At 45.4% G+C, this 18,295-nt stretch carries 16 protein-coding genes; 7 read left to right on the top strand and 9 right to left on the bottom strand.

Features of this window, described 5'->3' with window-relative positions; genetic code table 11:
• Positions 1 to 272, top strand: a 272-nt coding sequence (locus tag ACO6UY_RS22140; RefSeq protein WP_422463554.1) for a group II intron maturase-specific domain-containing protein, incomplete at its 5' end; no start/stop codon positions are given.
• Here the strand turns inward: ACO6UY_RS22140 and ACO6UY_RS22135 are convergent.
• Both ACO6UY_RS22135 and ACO6UY_RS22130 read right to left on the bottom strand, forming a co-directional pair.
• A complete protein-coding gene (locus ACO6UY_RS22135; RefSeq protein ID WP_422491256.1) occupies positions 263 to 589 on the bottom strand; it encodes a response regulator transcription factor in 327 nt (108 codons plus the stop codon). The genes ACO6UY_RS22140 and ACO6UY_RS22135 overlap by 10 nt on opposite strands.
• A gap of 112 nt (positions 590 to 701) precedes the next feature.
• A complete protein-coding gene (locus ACO6UY_RS22130; protein ID WP_422491254.1) occupies positions 702 to 1,244 on the bottom strand; it encodes a PepSY domain-containing protein in 543 nt (180 codons plus the stop codon).
• A 217-nt stretch (positions 1,245 to 1,461) separates the two neighbouring features.
• On the opposite strand from ACO6UY_RS22130, the gene ppiC reads away from it, so the two are divergent.
• Positions 1,462 to 1,740: a peptidylprolyl isomerase PpiC gene (ppiC, locus tag ACO6UY_RS22125; protein WP_422448752.1), complete on the top strand. Its 279-nt coding sequence runs from the start codon at positions 1,462 to 1,464 to the stop codon at positions 1,738 to 1,740.
• A 45-nt stretch (positions 1,741 to 1,785) separates the two neighbouring features.
• The gene (locus tag ACO6UY_RS22120; RefSeq protein WP_422448750.1) at positions 1,786 to 2,010 is read left to right on the top strand and encodes a hypothetical protein; all 225 of its coding nucleotides are present in this window, start codon (positions 1,786 to 1,788) and stop codon (positions 2,008 to 2,010) included.
• 167 nt (positions 2,011 to 2,177) lie between these two features.
• Here ACO6UY_RS22120 and ACO6UY_RS22115 read toward each other — a convergent pair whose 3' ends face one another.
• The 3 genes from ACO6UY_RS22115 to ACO6UY_RS22105 all read right to left on the bottom strand — a co-directional run bounded on the left by ACO6UY_RS22115 (position 2,178) and on the right by ACO6UY_RS22105 (position 4,964).
• A complete protein-coding gene (locus ACO6UY_RS22115; RefSeq protein WP_422491253.1) occupies positions 2,178 to 3,650 on the bottom strand; it encodes a hypothetical protein in 1,473 nt (490 codons plus the stop codon).
• A 172-nt stretch (positions 3,651 to 3,822) separates the two neighbouring features.
• A complete protein-coding gene (locus ACO6UY_RS22110) occupies positions 3,823 to 4,506 on the bottom strand; it encodes a hypothetical protein (protein ID WP_422448746.1) in 684 nt (227 codons plus the stop codon).
• Positions 4,494 to 4,964: a hypothetical protein gene (locus ACO6UY_RS22105; RefSeq protein WP_422448744.1), complete on the bottom strand. Its 471-nt coding sequence runs from the start codon at positions 4,962 to 4,964 to the stop codon at positions 4,494 to 4,496. The genes ACO6UY_RS22110 and ACO6UY_RS22105 overlap by 13 nt, the downstream gene beginning before the upstream one ends.
• Before the next feature lie 236 nt (positions 4,965 to 5,200).
• Here ACO6UY_RS22105 and ACO6UY_RS22100 point away from each other — a divergent pair, with 236 nt between their 5' ends.
• Positions 5,201 to 5,341, top strand: coding sequence for a hypothetical protein (locus ACO6UY_RS22100; RefSeq protein ID WP_422448742.1), 141 nt, complete (start codon positions 5,201 to 5,203; stop codon positions 5,339 to 5,341).
• A 239-nt stretch (positions 5,342 to 5,580) separates the two neighbouring features.
• On the opposite strand, the gene ACO6UY_RS22095 is transcribed toward ACO6UY_RS22100, so the two are convergent.
• From ACO6UY_RS22095 to ACO6UY_RS22085, 3 genes are all read right to left on the bottom strand, one after another.
• Positions 5,581 to 6,732, bottom strand: a complete 1,152-nt coding sequence (locus ACO6UY_RS22095; protein ID WP_422491251.1) for a hypothetical protein — start codon at positions 6,730 to 6,732, stop codon at positions 5,581 to 5,583.
• A gap of 105 nt (positions 6,733 to 6,837) precedes the next feature.
• Positions 6,838 to 8,907 carry a baculoviral IAP repeat-containing protein gene (locus tag ACO6UY_RS22090; protein WP_422491249.1) on the bottom strand — a complete coding sequence of 690 codons (2,070 nt, stop codon included), beginning with the start codon at positions 8,905 to 8,907 and terminating at the stop codon, positions 6,838 to 6,840.
• A 137-nt stretch (positions 8,908 to 9,044) separates the two neighbouring features.
• Positions 9,045 to 12,272, bottom strand: coding sequence for a hypothetical protein (locus ACO6UY_RS22085; protein ID WP_422466267.1), 3,228 nt, complete (start codon positions 12,270 to 12,272; stop codon positions 9,045 to 9,047).
• Positions 12,273 to 12,717: 445 nt separating this feature from the next.
• Between ACO6UY_RS22085 and ACO6UY_RS22080 the strand changes: the two genes are divergently transcribed.
• A complete protein-coding gene (locus ACO6UY_RS22080; protein ID WP_422448734.1) occupies positions 12,718 to 13,170 on the top strand; it encodes a ferritin-like domain-containing protein in 453 nt (150 codons plus the stop codon).
• A 180-nt stretch (positions 13,171 to 13,350) separates the two neighbouring features.
• Here ACO6UY_RS22080 and ACO6UY_RS22075 read toward each other — a convergent pair whose 3' ends face one another.
• Positions 13,351 to 13,734: a DUF2237 family protein gene (locus ACO6UY_RS22075; RefSeq protein ID WP_101748766.1), complete on the bottom strand. Its 384-nt coding sequence runs from the start codon at positions 13,732 to 13,734 to the stop codon at positions 13,351 to 13,353.
• A gap of 182 nt (positions 13,735 to 13,916) precedes the next feature.
• Here ACO6UY_RS22075 and ACO6UY_RS22070 point away from each other — a divergent pair, with 182 nt between their 5' ends.
• Both ACO6UY_RS22070 and ACO6UY_RS22065 read left to right on the top strand, forming a co-directional pair.
• Entirely contained in the window at positions 13,917 to 14,771 is an 855-nt protein-coding gene (locus tag ACO6UY_RS22070; RefSeq protein ID WP_422491248.1) for a hypothetical protein, read from the top strand.
• A 307-nt stretch (positions 14,772 to 15,078) separates the two neighbouring features.
• On the top strand, positions 15,079 to 18,198 hold the full coding sequence (locus ACO6UY_RS22065) for a hypothetical protein (protein WP_422491246.1): 3,120 nt from the start codon (positions 15,079 to 15,081) through the stop codon (positions 18,196 to 18,198).
• Positions 18,199 to 18,295 lie beyond the last annotated feature (97 nt).

Below are 18,295 nucleotides of genomic sequence, written 5' to 3'. Positions count from 1 at the left end.
ACCGACCAATTCCCCTGCTGGATCAATGGATACGTCGGCGAATCCGTTGCTGCTTTCTGAAGCAATGGCGCAAGCCGAAAACCCGTTTTAAAAATCTGGTCAGGTTAGGCGTTGATAAAGTGAACGCTGCCAAGATCGCAGCCAGCAGCAAAGGGTATTACCGTCTGAGTAAAACCTATGCGGTACAGCAGGCACTGAATAACAGTTACCTCGCGAAAGTTGGGCTTGTTTCATTGAAAGACTTATGGGTCAGGTTTCACCATCATCGTTGAACCGCCCGGTGCGGACCCGCATGCCGGGTGCTGTGGGGAGGGCCGGAGAAAGACCAGCCCTTACCCGATTGTTCCAGCGCTTTGTGTTCCAGTTTGTAGCCTGCACCCCGAACGGTTTGAATCAGCCTGTCACCAAAGGGTTTTTCCAGCTTGTTTCGCAAACGGCTGATGTGAGTTTCTACAACTTGCTCTGTCATGCAGAGTGTCAGGGCGTGCTTGCCATTATCCACCAGCTCAACCTGATGGCCGGCCTCACGAAGCCCTTTTTCAATAAAACTGCTGAGGCTTACATCATCCTCTACCAGTAATACCCGCATGATCGTGCTCTCATTAATATCGCTGGGGCTCAGGCCGCAGCGATTGGGTTGTTGTTGTGCTCTTCATTGGCTGGGCCGGAGACATCATTGTCCCGGTTTTTATGGTCTTGTATCAAGATTTGCTGACAGGCCTGATGGCATCAATTCTGGTTTCAATGTTCTGACCGCGAGAGTTCAACAATTCAATTTCATAAGACACTTTATTGTGGTCGTCTTCCATCTCAACGTGCCATGCCTTGCCCCCAAATTCAGACTCTGACTGTTTGACTGCCTCTTTCAGGGAAAGGTATCTGCCATTGCTGATGCCTGATGCACACAGGGCATTTTCCACCTGGTCATTATCGTGGCCGGTACGCTGTTTGCTCAGAATAACTTCACCGGTTTGCGCATGAATAATGGTTTCAATCTCTTCACCATTTTTGTTTGCCAGTTTAATCTCATACACTGCCTGCCCCATCTCTACTTCACGCTCTGCTTCAAGTGGCTCTGCGCCAGTGTGTTTTCTGGCAATCTCTACAGCCTTAAGCAGAGACAGCGCATCGTCGCTGAGGGATGTTGGTGCATCACCTGCTTTAGCTGACCCTGTAGCCAGCATGGTGCTCATACCGATGATGGCAGACTGTGCAGCAGATGTAACAAGATTTGACTTTTTCACAGTGGATTCCTCATAACAGGGGTTAACGAGACAGGGAAATATATCTGTCGATGTGGTCACTTTACCCGGGAAGATTTTCAGAAAGGTTTCCGGAACTATACATTTTTGTAAGGTTCAGGATTTGACGAAGGCCTGACGTGGTGCGGACGGATATTCAAAACGCAGTGGTGAACGATATAATACCAATCAATAGTTTCTTTTATAAGCAGGCTTCAACATGGCGTACACTGCAGCTGGATTGCACATTCTGGTCAAGCATAAAGAACTTGCCGAAGATATTATCAAACAGCTTAAAAAAGGTGCCAAATTCGATGTTCTGGCCAAGAGGCATTCCACCTGCCCATCGGGTAAAAAAGGCGGGCACCTGGGAGAGTTCAGGAAAGGGCAGATGGTGCCAGCCTTTGATAAGGTGTGTTTTACCGGGGAGTTACTGACACCCCATCTGGTGAAAACCAAATTCGGCTGGCATGTGGTCAAGGTACTTTACCGAACCTGAGTAAAGTTCAAACGCCAAAGACAGCTTTAGGTATGGTAATTCGTTTTGTTTTCTGTCATTCCTTTAGCGCCGGAAGCAATTTGCCGACAGGATGGTTCCACAAAAAATGATTGTGAAAAAGCAGCAATAAGACGTTTTCTGGCGCAGAAAAAACATGACCATCCACGCCTCCTGGTGCAGCTAAGCGTTGATATCCATACCGTTCGTGTTGAGCTTGTCGAAGTACGGTGGCACCATCCTTCGACAAGCCTCAGGATGAACGGGGTGTAAGGGTATTAACGCTTTTCTGCACCAGGAGGCTGACCGAGAATAGCGCCCGTAGCGAAGATGGCAGAAAATTGAGGATAAAAATTTCGTTTTGTGAGGTGAATAGTGGTGCTATTTGCCGAACAAAACGGAATTTTTAGACCAATTTGCTGCCACCGCAGTAGGGCAGTCTATTCTCGGTCAGCCTCCTGGGGGCCAGTACAATATTGGTGATAAAACCCTGAAAAATGCTCGTTTAACTGCTCCAGGTTTTTAAATGGATAATCTTTTCGTCCGGACAATGAAGATAAACGATCTGATTTTATAGACTGGATAAACTCTATAATCCGGATTGCAGCATCAACATGGCTGGTTAAACCCTCTGACCACTCAGCTCTCATTATACGGAAGAAATAGGCCAGACAAGACAAGGTCAATATGTGCAGGCAGTCTTTCTCTTCCTGAGGCTTTCCTTCAAGTTGAGCTTTATGGCATTTGTAAGCCGGATAGAGTATGGCCCGCTTGAAATTATATATTTCATTACTTCGCAATATAGCTGAACTGGTAAAATCAACGCCGGATGTTTCCACAGGTTTCGCGAGTTTAATACCATCGAGCAAGATTGGTTGTAATTTGCCAGAAGCGATGCTTGTTTCCAGAGTCATAATTTCTTTTACTCGTTCTGCCCTGGCCGGGTTATTAATATCTCCATCCTCCTGACGCATAAAACGGGTGAAAAATCGGCTGATTCCACAATCCTTTCCTTCTTTTATGGAGGAAGCGTTCATCGAATGAAAAATCAGATATTTGATATTGTCCAGTTCTGAAAATCTAACTGCTAATAATTCAGTATCAAGACCCAAAGTATGAAGAAGGATATTCCATGATATGTTTAAACGAGCAATCTGCCTGTGCTTATCGGGTATACATGACTTTTTAATTCTTTGACTTATAAAGTTGTCAATAGTATTGAATTCAGGGTTCTTTACTAATATTCCATTGAAGATTATTGCTTCTTTGACTGCCAGCTGATAAAGGAAACGCTGTTTATTTGTTTCACTGGTCTTTATGCAGGTCAAAGCCAGTTCGTTGATTGCCGTAGTAATATCATCTGCCAATTTGCCTGTACTGGCTTTAGCCTGAGTATCTTCACTTGAACCGGGAATAAGAGACTTCCTGCTTTCGATTATTGTGATAAGCTCCTCAAATCTAATGAGTATGGACGTATTATCATCCAGCTCTGTTTCTAATTCCTGGTCTGACATTTTAATTTCCTGTTGCGGCGCGTTGCCGGTAGTTGATATTGGACAGGTCGAATCATGGCCAGTAACCGCAAGTTGCCAGTAAATAGCTGGCTTCATTGCGTTGAGCTCTGCTTGTATTTTATGGCCAATATCCCCACGATGGTCACCGGTTGTCAGATAAAGGACGTTGGTGGCTGCTAACTTGATTTCATGGTAGTCCTTCAACTTTTTTATCAGATTGGTACTGGCTTTTTGATAGCCACTATACCGATTACTTCCTACTCGATAAGGGAACCAGTCTATTGCATTGATAAACTGGCTCATCCTGTTGAACACCGATGCTTGCCTTCCCCTGCTGATACGGGAGGGATCTCCCGGGAAAACTGGTTGCTGAGTCGTGTTGGCAGTATTCGATTTCATGCAGTTGTCCATGCTAATAACCTCTGACTAATAGCGAGAACCAAAATGGTTACCGGCCTGGGGCATAAAATAAGTTCTGATAGCTCTCAGCCAGACCAAAAAAGGAAGGCTGTAAGGTGATGCAAGAAAAAAGTATGGAAACCAGTTGATAAAAGGATTTTTATCTGAAAAATTAACTCATCTTACCTGCACCATTTGTACCGATACGATAATTCTGCCTTTTTGCCCTGGCTGCTAATTCCCCTTTTTCCCTCGCCAATTTTTCACTCAGGCCTTTTCTTAAAGCTGCTCGGTAGGCTGCTGATTTTGCATTTATTATGGCCTTCGCCACCTTGCCTTTATCCGATCTCAGGTATTTGGCTCTGGTTGCCTTTCCTTTATCTGATTTAGTGTATCTGGTTCTGGCCGCTTTGCCTTTATCAGATGCAGAGTATTTTGCCTGGCTCCTGGCACGACGTGCCTTGTCCAGTTCGGAGGCGGTCATCTTTTTAAGCACAAGAGGCAATGGATTACCGTAACCGGAAGGCTCAGTTTTTTTAAACTGAAAAGTTTTAGTTGGAACTTGTTGTTGGGTTCCCTTCGTCAACGAGCTGACGTATGATTCCTTTTCAGTGGCTGGTACGTGAGAAACTGAAAAGCTACACAGTTGACGTAAATAGCCGTGTGTATCCTGATGGTTGACTTGCCGATTCAGATATCCAGAATGGGACGGGTAAGTAGATATCTGTACAGAATGTACAAGTCCACTCAGTTGCAAACATGAAACTTCAGCGAGTAAAAGTAAAGGGTTTTCTTGCAACTCCTGTATATAGGAATATCCGGAAACAAATTTTGTACCTGAGTTTACTCTGTCCATTGAGCTATTGGATCACAAATCATGGCTATCCTGTTTTGTGCCTTGTCTCTATTGTTGGGAATGATGCCCTTGGCTCTTGGTTGCTTGCCTTTCTCGGATGCTTCGTATTTGGCCCTGGTTTGCTTGCCTTTCTTGGATGCTTCGTATCTGGCCCTGGTTTGCTTGCCTTTCTCTGATGTTTCGTATTTGGCCCTGGCTTTCTTACCTTTACCGGATGCTTCGTATTTGGCCTTGGCTTTCTTGCCTTTACCGGATGCTTCGTAATTGGCCCTGGCCCTTGCTCTGGCTGCTTTGCCCTTATCGGATGCTTCGTATTTGGCCCTGGCTCTTGCCCTGGCTTTTTTACCCTTATCGGATAAATAGTATTTGGCCCGGGTCTTCGTGCATTTATCAGATTGTTCGTATTTTGCTCTGCTGTAGGATAGATCATATTTGGCTTTGGCCTGTTTATTTGGCAACAGAAAAATATCTTCAGTGGTAGCCTGACTTGAATGTGTAGTTGGTTGAGGTTTAATTATCTCAGCCTTTTCAACCGACCTGAAAATAGTACCGGTACGAACCTGTGTATTGGAAACATGAGTGGAAATTTCTTCAGGTTGATGAAGACTGCTATTAACAATTGGTATGCTTTGATTGGTTGATTGCTTTAAACCTAAAAGAGACTGGATTGAAAAACGTTCATTACCAGGAATGTATGCAGGGGGGGGAACCGTATTTTGAAGTTTACTTCCGGGTATTAAGTCAACTGATTGATTTTTATCACGACAGCTGGCAACGATTACTGCTGGTTTTTTTTCAAACCAGGGATTATAAAAAGGCACAGCTGGATGCTTAAGATAGTCTTCAGCAGTTTCACCACCACGCATAAAAGATAGAATATTCGACACTTTTGTAACGTCACGGCAGAAGGGCCTGCCTATTGCTACTGATTCAGAAAAAGTAGAATCATGAAAGTAAGGTAAATGGCCATAGGCTGCATTTAATCGAGCTGAAGCAAAAGAAGAAGGACTGTACATCGAAATATCGAATTATTGAACACCACCCTGAGACCAATCTTTCTCATAAAAGTTCAAGTTAAAAAATGGTAATTTTGACTGTCCCGGGTATATAGTGCGAGGGGACAGGGTGAAGAGGTGTTATGCCAGTCGCGTTTTCTTTGGCACTTTCTCTGGCGCTCTGCGAAATCGGGCTCATTGTAGTAGTGCTTCTTTTGGCACTCCCTTTCATGCTCTTGCGTAAGCGGTATTTTCTCTGAAGCTCCCTTTTGCGCTCTCTTTCGCGCTGTGCGTAAGCAGGATCATTATGGTAGCGAGCTCTTTTGCGATCCCTGTCACGCTCTCTCATGCGCTCTGCGTAGGCAGGATCATTCTGTAAGCGAGTCTTTCTGCGCAGCATGTTGCGCTCGTTTTTGCGCTTGGCAAAGACAGGATCATTCTTATAGCGCGCCCTTTCGCGTGCATTCTTGCGCACTCTTGTGCTCTCTGCGTAAGCAGGATCATTCTGTAAGCGATCCCTTCTGAACACCCTGTTGTACTCTTTTTTGCGCTCGGCATAGGCAGGATCATTATGATAGCGCGCATTTTTGCGCACTCTTTTGCTCTCTGCGTAAGCGGTATCACTTTGAAATGGCACACTATCTGTAATCATTGTAACTGGCGTTGCTGGCTTAAAATGATTATTAACAAACGCCTGATCAGTATTGTAGGCGGGTTGATGAAGGTTATTATTAACACACAATAAGCATTGTGAGGCTGTTTGAGGTAAACCCACGTCATAAATATATGTGGGATCACTACTCTGAAGTTTCCGTCTAACCGTAAAGTCAAGAACCTGATCTTGCCTGGTAAGGTTATCAATGATGACTATCGATCTTTTCTCAAACCGGGGATCATCAAATGGGTTATGAAAAGGGACTGCAGGCTGCTGAAGGTGGTTTTCAGTGGTTTCATCTTTAGTAATATCAGTGCTGAAAAAGTCTGAAGGACTGACATGTGGTAGAGGTGCAATGTTATATCCATCCCAAAAGTTAGCGGAGCCAGTGTTATTGTCTTGTTTATCTGGTTGATTATGATATAGAGGCAACGGTGCAATAGATGCTTTAACAGACATACCTTGGTACGTCGACTGTTGTTCATTTGTGCCTGTCTGAAGCGGTTGATCTGATGGTCTTGCAAAAAGTCCATCAGGATCAATATCGACATCGGGTAATTGATGATAGTAATACATTGAATTATAGAATAATTGAATTATGTATTAAGACATCCTCTTTTTAGAAAGGTTCCTATGATAAATAATCTGTCAATAATTCAGTTGTTTACAAAAAATCAGATACTAGTAAGTTGACGGTTGGGTCGCATAAACCAGTGCATTCCATTGTTCATCAATCTTTGACTCAAAAAATTGATTTAGTGCCACTGAATCAACAAGATCCTTGGTTTCCCTGAGCCTGTTTAATGAAGTAACATAGGCATATTCATTGGAACTGGAACTCCCTGCATGGTTTTGATCATAATGATCCACTAACCCATCAAAGTTGCTATTTTCCTTTGCTAACCATTGTGATAATTCTTCATCATGGGATTTGATAAACGCAAAAAATATTTCATCCTTACATAAGCTTATCAAGTAATTTTTTAACAGGCTTTTATTGTTTATTGCCTGAATAAAATCATATTGTAATCTTCCATATTGCCCCCTGATAGCATTGACAACACTACGGCCCTGTTCTGGGAAATATTGTTGAATATGATTTTCAGAAAATTCACAAATTTCTCTCGCAAACCGGTTTTTTACATACGCTCTGATTTCAGTGGATTCATTACCTCCAAGGAGGTTGTGCCTGCCCAGGACGCTGATCAGTTGTTCCTCATGAATAAGTAGTTTGGCTTTACCAAGCAATGAAAACCAGTTAATGCTGTTATCTTGATCACATATACCCTCCGTCAGTGTTGCTGCCTTGAATCTTACTTTTATCAGGTCACAAACTTCCGCGGTATGGTCCTCGCAATCTCTGGATGACATACTTTCAATTATTCCGATAATCTCGCCAATGAGCTCTGGTTTTTTCAGCAGATTATTGAGTATTTCTTTGTATACATCACCCAGGTGTAAACGCTCTGAATCGTTTGCACTTTTGACCTTATCTTCAAGGATGTGAAGTTTCTGTATTTGAACTGGGCTGAAAATATTTACCAGCCTTGCTTTGGCTTCGTTAAGCGACAGATTTATATCTGCAGGTTGATTATATGTTCTGTAATGTGCAGGATGCTCTTGATCAAGCCAGGATACTGGTGATGAAGTACCAGAACTAGAGTCAGACCTGTATCCCGATATAGAGCTGGAACTTGAGCTTGAGCTGGCATCGGGTCTGTGCCTGGACCTGGATCTTTCTGCTCTAGATGTTTCTGCCCAAGATCGGGCCCAAGATCGGGCCCTGGACCGGGCTCTGGATCGGGCTGTTCTGGAGGATGAAGAGGCAGGAAAACGTGTTAAGTCATCGCTGGAGCCCGCCACTTGGCGATTACTCTGCCCACCGATAGGTTGACTGTATAAATGTCGAGATCCGGGAATAGTCCTGGCTACGGCATTTTTTTGTTCAGTGGTAAGGGCCTCTTGAATGGTATTAACCAATTCAGCACCTAACTTCTTTCGGATAAACTGGCACTTTGGAAACTTCTGGGCATGTAAATCATCTGGTGTTTCATCTACTTTCCAGTTTTGCAGACAACCACCACATGAAAAACATCGCACCAGCTCCCCATCTTTGAGTGAATAAAAACCGCTGGCAGAAATATCCTGATTAGAGACAGCAGAGGAAAAAACAGACGAACGTCTTACATTTCTCCAGTTACTATTATTGAATGTCTGCGCCCTGTTTGTGCGATTACTCATCGCTTCGTTAAATGGTCTCTCAGGGGCATTGTCCGTATCAGATCCACTGCTATCTTCCACATCAAAACCACTAGTAGATATATCCCTGTCGGCAATAAGTGAAGCTTCCCGGGCAACAGGAATTTCCTCAATATTGTTAACTGATAATAGTAACCACTTCAGATAATCATTTGAGCGAATATCTTTAGCGATTTGCTCTACGGGCTGACCATGGTTGGCATAAATTTCACCACCAGAGTCCCTTAGCTTTAAAAGAAGTTGATCGTAACTTAACAGCTCTGAAAAATCTTTTGCTATGTGGGTGTCGCCAGTTACTACATCTGTAAATTTAAAAATCGTCTCAGCTTCGGGTGAAGGTGCATGAGACAAATGGGTCTGAGGGGGATTATTATAACCAACACTATGGTGTCCCAGCATTGCTCTTGCGGATTCATCAACTGCTCCGGTATCCCGCTGGTTTGTTGCAGAACCGGGGTTGCAGGTAAAATTGCCGTTGCCAATATTATTCATAACTCGACTGGACCCTTACTCATCAATCATTTTCTGAGATGAACATCGGTAATTACTGAAATTAATTATTAGATGATATTGAGTGATTTGAAAAAATTAAATAAAAACTGATGAGTTAATCAGGATTGATTGTGTGGTTAATGGCTTTCAATCTGATTAATTGTTTCAGGTTGATAAGTTCTTTCAATATTCATTATTGCCAGTAGTGTTTTGATAAAGTTCTTCCTCTTGAACTCATAATCATTAGCATGATGTGTTGTCGCCAGCCAGTCGTTAATTCTATGTTCAAAATCCTTACGGCAAGCATGGCTGGTCAATTTTATTTGCAGCGTTTCAGTCAGCACAGGCAGGCGATGTTCTTGAAGGTGATTGGTCTGGCCGTCAGGTTGTTTGGATTGGGCTTCTTGCAGAGCGATAAACTGCCGTGCTTTATTCAGGCTAAGCAGGCAGCGCATAAACAAACCATAAATACGCTCATCAGGGTTTTGAGGAAGATTAAACAGAATGGTTCGTGGCAGGTATTCCGCTCCTTCTTGCAATTGTTCTGTCAGCAAGTCAAGGTTATTAGCGAGGTATTCCAGCGTATCGTTCAGTAATCGGGTTTCTTCAGCAAACGACAGGCACCATACCGGTTTTTTAACGCCAGGAACGTGGACGGGTAATTGTACGGCCTGTTTATGGGCTGCTCTGGCGTCAATGCTGACCTGAAGTACCATGGCTTTCATCCCCAAATCACCGTCATTAAATTGAATATTGTAGGCGTGTGGCAGTTTAATCGCCTGACACCCCCGGATTGGCCAGATAATGATGTTTTTGGGGATTTCAGAATCACTGTCGGTGTTCAGTGCCAGCAGCCTGTCAAAGAGTGTTCTGGCGGATGCTTCCTGCGTGCAGATAATATCAATATCATTAAATGATGAGCAGAGGTTCTGTAAAAAGCGCGCGTAAGAACCGGTAATCAGCATGGGTGGATGGGTATAAGAGTCATTGATTTCCTGAATAATCTCCAGTGTTTTCAGGGTAAGCGCAGTAAACCGCGAAACCTGCTTTTGCAAAAAGCCAGTGTCACCTGTTGTTAACCGCTGTTTCACGGTTTGACCCACAATGGCACGGTTAGCTGAGTGCTTGTGGCCATCGAACAGTAACTCATTCATTGTACTGGCGTCACAGCAGTATTGTGCGAACCAGCGGCCTAAAGCGTGGCGCAGCCTGCTTGCGGCTGGAAAGCTCTGAAGACACTCCAGGGCCTGATGCTTAGTGATCTTCCGTCCATCAATAGACTGTCCCGTGATATAACAGTATGTCAGGAAGAAGAAATGCAGTCGTGAATTCTGAAATGAGCGCCGCAGCATGGTGATGGATTGCAATACCTGTTCTGCTGATACACTCTGATGATCAATGGGCAGTCCATGCTGCATAGCCATGAACTTCACTATACATTGGAGTCGATGTTGCTCATCGTCTTTGACCATTACCTTGTTTAAGATGTGCCATGCCTCTTGAAGTGTACTCCGGGTTTCGCTGGTTTCATCGAACTGCTGAGTTGTCGTCAGCCTTTGAATCAGATACCTGGCTTGCTTTGCAGAATAATCTCCGGGAGCGTCATTAAACGCTGCCAATACTTCCCGGTTATCCAGATAGTGACCATTCAATTCCCTGGCGCTCAATGTCAGCTGAGTATAAAAAATAGCTCTTTCGAGCAACCAGCCACCACGCTCATAATCCTTAACCACGCCCTCCGGTCTGACCGGCTGGCCATTCAGCAACATACCCCTGAGACAACATTGTTCTTTAAAGCGCGCCAGCTCCAGTGTGGCTTTGGCTGCCTGATAATCGCTAACCACCGCCTCCGGTGTGACCTGCTGGCCATTCAACGGCAGGCCCCTCAGGCAGCATTCCGCTTTGAATCGCCCCAGCGCCAGTGTTGCCCTGGCGGCCTGATAATCGATAACCACGGCCTCCGGTGTGACCTGCTGACCATTTAACGGCAAACCTCTCAGACAACATTCCGCTTTGAAGCGGGCTATCCCCATTTTGCGATCCGGACTATCGAGGAAATGCTTAACCACCGCATCCGGTGTTACGTTCTGACCATCTAATGCCAGGCCCCTCAGGCAACATTGTTCCTTGAAACGCGCTATCCCCAGTTTGCCTTCCGGACTCCCCGGGAAACACTTGACCACCATATCCGCTGTGACCTGTCGGCCATTCAACATCAGACCCCTCAGGCAACATTCCGCTTTGAAACGCGCGGCCCCCAGTTTGCCTTCCAGACTGCCCGGGAAACACCTGACCACCCTATCCGCTGTTACCTGTCGGCCATTCAACATCAGACCCCTCAGGCAACATTCCGCTTTGAAACGTGCGACCCCCAGTTTGTCCTCCTGACTCTCCTGAAAGTCCTTAATCACCGCCTCCAGTGAGATCTGCTGGCCATTCAACACCAGGCCTTTCAGGCAACATTCCGCTTTGAAGCGCGTTATTCCCAGTTTGCCTTCTGGACTGTCCGGGAAATCCTTTACCACCGAATCCGGTATGACCTTCTGGCCTTTTAACAGCAGTCCCCTCAGGCAACATTGTTGTTTAAAGCGAGCCAGCTCCAGTCTTGCCCTGGTGGCCTGAAAATCCTTAACGACTGAATCCGGTGAGACCTGTTGACCATGCAAAATCAGGCCCCTGAGGCAACATTCCGCTTTGAAGCGTGCCAGCTCCAGTGTCGCTTTGGCTGTCTGATAATCTTTCACCACTTCATCCGGTGTGACCTGCTGGTCATTCAACACCAACCCCCTCAGACAACATTCTTCCTTGAAACGCGCCAGCTCCAGTCGTGTCCTGGCTGTCTGATACCCCTTAATCACCGAATCCGGTGTGACCTGCTGGCCATTCAACGGCAGGTACTTCAGGCAACAGTCTTCCTTAAAGCGCATTAGCCCGAGTTGCCCCTCCGGACTATCCGGGAAATCCTTCACCACCTCACCCGGTGTCAGCAGCTGGCCATTCAACGCCAGGTTTCTCAGGCAACACTCTGCTTTGAAAAGCGCCAGCTCAAGTGTTGCTCCGACTGCCTGAAAATCCCTGATTACCGCTTCCGGTGTGACTTGTCGTTCATTCAAAGTAAGCCCTCTCAGGCAACATTCTTCCTTAAAGCGCGCCAGCTCCAGTGTTGCCCTGACTGCCTGATAACCCCTGGTCACTTGCTCCGGAGTGACCGGCTGGCCATGCAATGGCAAAACTCTCAGGCAACATTCCGCTCGGAAGCGGGCTATTGCTACCTGGTACTTATTCTGCCGATCTGGCTTCTGGCTAAACTCTTGAATGACCTGATCCGGGGTAACTTTGCGATCGTTGTGTAAAATGTTCTTCAAGCAGAGCTTTTGCAGGAAGAAGCCGCTTCTTATCGTCGAACTTTCATTTCTATAGGCTTTAAGCACGTCAGCCGTGGTGATTTTATGACTTTGTAACTGTTTATTCTGCCAAAAGCTGTCTTCAATCTGTTTGCTTATATCCGGGATGGAGGCTTTACTTTGAGACGGCTGGTTTGAGACTTTTTTGCCGTTAAAGGTGCTTCTGGAACGGTTGGGCGGCCGACGTGAACCGGCTGTCTGGTCAATCCGGCCAGCAGGCTTTGAGTGGGAGGAGGTCGATGTGGTTGCTTTCAGAATGAAACCCTGAACAGCTGGACTTTAAACATCGTCTTTGACCTCAAAATGATTATTAGGTTCTTGAATTGGTGAAATATCATCCTGACTGGTTCACTGATAATTCTGACTATACTTTCATGCTCAAATATAACCTTGAGATGAGGTGTTTATGTCCACTGAGCATCAGGCCGTAGTGGTCAAGTTGAACCAGATTCTGGAGCATGAGCTGGCAGGGGTTGTACGATACAGTCACTACAGCTTTATGGTGTTTGGCTATAGCAGGATTCCCATTGTTGGATGGTTTCGTTCAGCAGCAACAGAAACGCTGAATCATGCCTATGAAGCGGGAGAAATGATCACTTATCTCGGTGAGCACCCATCCCTTGGCATCGGTGGGCTTTTGGAAACCTCAAAACATGATATTCACGACATCCTGATGGAGTCTCTGGATTTTGAGAAGCAGGGCGTAAAGTACTATTACGATCTATTGGAACTTGCCGAGAAAGATAAACTGGTGGTGGTTGAAGAGTATGCCCGCCGTTTGATTGCAGATGAAGAAACTCATATAGGCGACATAGATAAAATGCTGAGGAAACCAGGCGATATCGCCAGCGTAGTTTAGGTTGTTTTGGAACCGGCTTCTCTTTCATTAATCGCAGCCAGGGCTTGAGCAGACTGGCTGCGGGTTCTTCAATGCACAAGATGACTCCTGGCAAACCCTGCGATGGCTATGTACCAGCATGATAGCGTTTTGCCTTGCACAGTAACTGCCCACATAGCCAGAAATATACGATGCCACGACTTAGCTGATATCAATGGCAAATTGTTTTAAAACAGTCAGTTCAATCACCTTCAGTGTATTGATATGGGTCGCCCGGATATAAACAGGAGGTGCTACATTGTTTTCCAATGCTTCTTGCCATCGTGCTGCACACAGGCACCATCGGTCACCGGCCCTGAGCCCGGGAAAGTCCCATTCCTCCCGGGGGGTGATCAGGTCATTGCCCTTAGACAGCGAGTATTGCAGAAATTCATCAGTCATGTGAGCACACACCGTATGCCCCCCTTTGTCATCGGGGTGGGTATGGCAGAAACCGTCACGAAAAAAGCCGGTGACAGGGTCCTTACAGCAGGTTTCCAGTATAAGTCCAAGCACATTTTGTTGTTCGAAGAATGACTCGGCCATTTATTTAACTCCCATATTTTGTTTATCCGACATTATAGGATAAGAGATCAGTTCTACTTTCTTTGCATTGATACCTGAAAAGTGAAGTTATTGAGTCAACATCAATGATCTCTGTCAGGATATTCTCAGAATTTTGAACCTTTCGGTACGAAGCACTGTCGAATTACCTGCATATTTTATATATGAAAAATGGTTGTTTTTCAGTCATGAGTATTGTTCTGGCAGATTCAGGTGTAAGGCTATCCTATAGCGATGCATTCTGGTTTCGGTATGAAGGGTACCGGGAAGACACCTGTGTCGTATATTCTGCCATAAGAGCCTTTACTGACACTGTTGCCAGAAATGTAGAAGTAGCCAGAGATAACTTTGTTCAACATCTGGATGTCCATCTCGGAGAGCGTATTGCAAAGCGCATAAGTGAATGGCAGGTCTCCATTCCATTAGCGATTCCGGTAAGTCAGGAAATGTTTGATTTTACTGCAGGACCTCACCTGGAAAACTCTCCCAAGGCAGAAGAGCTGTCACAATATTTGAATTCACTTTTAAATGAAATGACATTTAAAGGTATTACACCAGAGCAATCATTTACTAAAATAAGTAAATTGTATGATCTGGCTCAGGCATTTGCTAATGAAGCTGGTTGTCTGCCTGAAAGTTGGTATCGTTATGGCCCGCAACCTGCTGCAGGATTACCCAGGTTATCCTCTCCCGGCTACCCTCGCAGTGATCCTCGCCATAATCCGGAAGAAGACTTCTGTCTGAGAGAGCAGCGACTTGATTATGCTGAAATACTGCATCAACAAATTGTTAATTCAGTGAAAATTATTTTTAAGCGCATGAGCGATTTGTCATCACCATTTAATCAAACAAATACTGATCGCACAGGAGAAGATGAAATCAGGTGTGTGATGAATTTCAGAGAATATTGGTTAGGTAATAAAAAACTGTGTGAACAATTAATGAAAGGTCGGCGTCAGGATATTAGTGCGGTAATCGAGTCTCTGGATTTTAACAAGCGAATGTTTTCCATGGTCTAGGAGGCTATCCGAGAATAGCGCCCGTAGCGAGCGAGGATTGCGAGAAATTGAGGATAAAAATTTCTGATTCTGAGGAGAATAGCGGGGCTATTTGACGAAGAAGCAGGAATTTTTAGACCAGTTTATCGCAACCGCAGTAGGGCAGTCTATTCTCGGACAGCCTCCTAGGGTCAGGAAAAGCAACAGCAATTTTCCAAAGGCTGCGTTTTTACAAAAACAGAGGGACTTTTTTTATAAAAAAGTTGGGTCAGGTATTGCCGGTTATAAACTCACCTTCGTCATCACTCTGACATTCTGTATTATCACTATGAATTCATTACCCAATGCAGCACACTCATTATCAACAGTATCGTTTAAGAATCCTGAGAGTTGCCCGGTGCAACCAGGCAAACATTCAAACACTGAAACTCGCCACTCCCCGGGTAGCAGAGAGCAGATAAGGCAGGAATTGCTGGGTGCTTTCAAGACAGGCACGTTGGGTGCTCGACAGGTCTGGATGTGTCACGGGGAATCAGCTCATGCAAGATTCAAAAAAGAGTCGGCTTATCTTGATCATAACAATGAGTTACCAAAAGCACCAAGACCCGTCATCCTGATTATGGAAGATGTGCCATTGATGTTAAGATCGAACCATGCCACCGTTGGCATTATAAACCCCGGTACTCTCGCTGTTTATAAGAAAAATGCCGGAACATCCAGATTACAGAACAATGCCTTAAAGCCAGACGAACTGCCTGTTAAATGTCTGCCTGACCACAATTCACTGCGGGAGAAAATGAAGGAGAGAGCGACACGGCTCTGTACTGTTTATAAGCAATCTTCATCAGGTCAGCTGCGCAGGAAAGGCACATTCAAACCGCCAGAATTCAAGGAAAAAGATAATGAAAATTTAACATGCTATCCAGAATGGCTAACCACCGGGTACATAAAATCACAAATCAAGTGCTATCTCACGGTAAAAGAGGGCACTGACAACAGCATTACCGAACATTTGCAGGATAAACACCAGTTAGAAGAGGTTTTTGGCATTGATTCGTTGCCCTGGATGGTTTATTCCCAGCAAAGCGGTTCAGCAGAGGTTTATTTTGAGGATGAACTCAGTACTGATCATTTAGCACTTAATGAGGCCAGGCTTGGTAATTTTGCGTTATCCCATAACATTTCTGAAGATGCCTTCAGGGGGATGTTGAATCTTCTGCCTATGCCGTTAAAAGCTAAAACCATCAATCAACACCATCTGCCAACGCTACAGCATCCATTTCAGGATATTATAACACTGGCAGAGAGCCCGGACTTCAGTCGTGAAAACTTACGGGAATTAATAGGCCGTATTTGGAAATTATTAGAGCGGGATGCTCCTGTTCAAAGAAAGTTTTTTTACCGGGGGGAATATCAGACAATACTTGATTTGCTGATCCAGTCAGCTGAAATATTATGGTACAGAAATGATTACAAGTTGTCGGATGATCATGATGAACGCCAGGATTTGAGAGAGACAGCTTACGAGGAAGATAGAGTTTTCCAATTAGCCAGTGATCTGGTCAGACGCGGAGTGTTGTCTATTGGTTGGAAAACCGGCCTGAACGTTCTGGGGCAACTTTATTCAATAAGGCTTTGCTGTCATTTTGAGGCATTGGGAATACCCTACAAGGGCCACTTATGGTCTACTATGTCTTTTCTGATTGGTCACCGCTCTTTCAATCATCCGGTTGTTATGCTGCAGTTTCATAAACGTTGTCAGAGTTTCAATGCAGCACAACTGCAGGAAGTGTTTATCGTCACACTTCGGGAACCTTTTCAGAGATATTATTGCTATAAGCACTTTAAGGATAATTTATTAGCCCTGTTTTATTATGGTGTACCTGATGATCAAACACTTGGCGCTGTGAGAAAATCAATAGCAAACACCAATGCCCAAAGCATTAAAAAATCCCTGGGAACGCTTTGCGCAGATGATTATATTCACTGGGTTAAAGAACTCTGGGAACGTCGAGATCAAGAGCCCTTTTATCAGCACTGGCCAGAAAATATCAAAAAAGGGCAACAACAAATCGTCGAACTGCAAAAGTCCCTCGGCCTTACCGGCTGTCAGTCTCCCCAAACTGCATCCCTGACGCAACCAACGGAGTTGCAGTTTATCGTTGACGCCTTCAGCCAACCACCGGTTCTGCCCAATGCCAGGGATAACGAAGAGACCATTCTGAGAATATTACAGCACTATTACCGACGGCCCGGTCCAGAGCGAGTCATCAAATGCCTTGGCAGTGACACACTGCCCGGGGTATGGAAGCCGGATCACAACTGCTGCCATGTATTGCGGGCCCGGAACAATCTGTTGTGGTATATCGAGCTGCTGGAGAAATTCCATCAGATGCATTTCTCTGAAATTGAAAAGAATCTGCTGTCGCTGGCGATCATCTATCATGACGCCGCAGCGGAAGATGTCCCCAAGCAAGATGAGGAAGCCAGGGCGGCTGACTATTTCAAACGGGATCTTCAGGGGCAGTATCCACAACAGTATCTGAAGGAGATTGGCGAGGCACTGTCCCGCAAGGAAGATGACGTACATGGCAAGAGCGACCAGGGTCTGTCGTCATCGGTTCGGCGTTATCTGCATGTACTGCGCTTTGCTGACCGCATGGATTTTATCCGATGCACCGGGATTGATGCCTCGTTCCCGGGATCCTTCAAAGACCGTCAGCAGCCTGGCCACTTTGACGCCTCGCTTTTGGATCTGCCGTCGCAGGTAACCAGAGATTTCACCAATGACCCTGCCCTGAAACCGGACTTTCAACGGCAACTGGAAGCCGCCATGCACGGTGCCGCTGATCTGCTACAGGTTACTGGCAACAAGCGTGAAGACTGTCGGCCGGATTCCTATGTCCAGACTTACCAGCTTGAACCTGATGAAGCAACGATCACCGAGAAATTTGAACTGACGCCCTTGCCACTAAAGAACATGGAAAAATATCTGGACGATAATGTCCGGCGCTATATTGCCAGCCGTGCAGGCATTCACACCTGTACAAGCTCTGACCATAAAGATTGCAAAACTAATTGCCGAAGGGGGATTACCCGTGGCATCCATAATAGCTTCCATGATCTCAGGCAAGTCAGAGTGCCAACAGGGATGACCCGCCTGGAAAAGATGCAGTGTCGTCAGGGTTTCAGTTTATTAAGTGTGGAAACACAAGGTGCCATCGCTCAAGAGGTGCAACGACTGCAATTGAAGGGGATACTTATGAGCCTCGGCACATTAACCCAGGAAACCCTGAAATCACGTCGGGCAAAAAGAGTACTTGCGAAAAGAGGATTTGCCGTGGTCAGTCGGAAGCGCTTCAGGGGATACAATGACAAAGGCGGGATAAAAATGCAGAAAATGCTGGTACCTCTGCGGATTCGTCCAAACCATGAGACTGCTGTTTAGGAGGCCGTCCGAGAATAGACTGCCCTACTGCGGTTGCGATAAATTGGTCTAAAAATTCCTGCTTCTTCGTCAAATAGCCCCGCTATTCTCCTCAGAA

This window comes from Endozoicomonas sp. ALE010 (assembly GCF_049310165.1).
Lineage (GTDB): Bacteria > Pseudomonadota > Gammaproteobacteria > Pseudomonadales > Endozoicomonadaceae > Endozoicomonas.
Note: the sequence above shows the minus strand (reverse complement) of the source record. Positions and strands in the feature narration are given on the sequence as shown.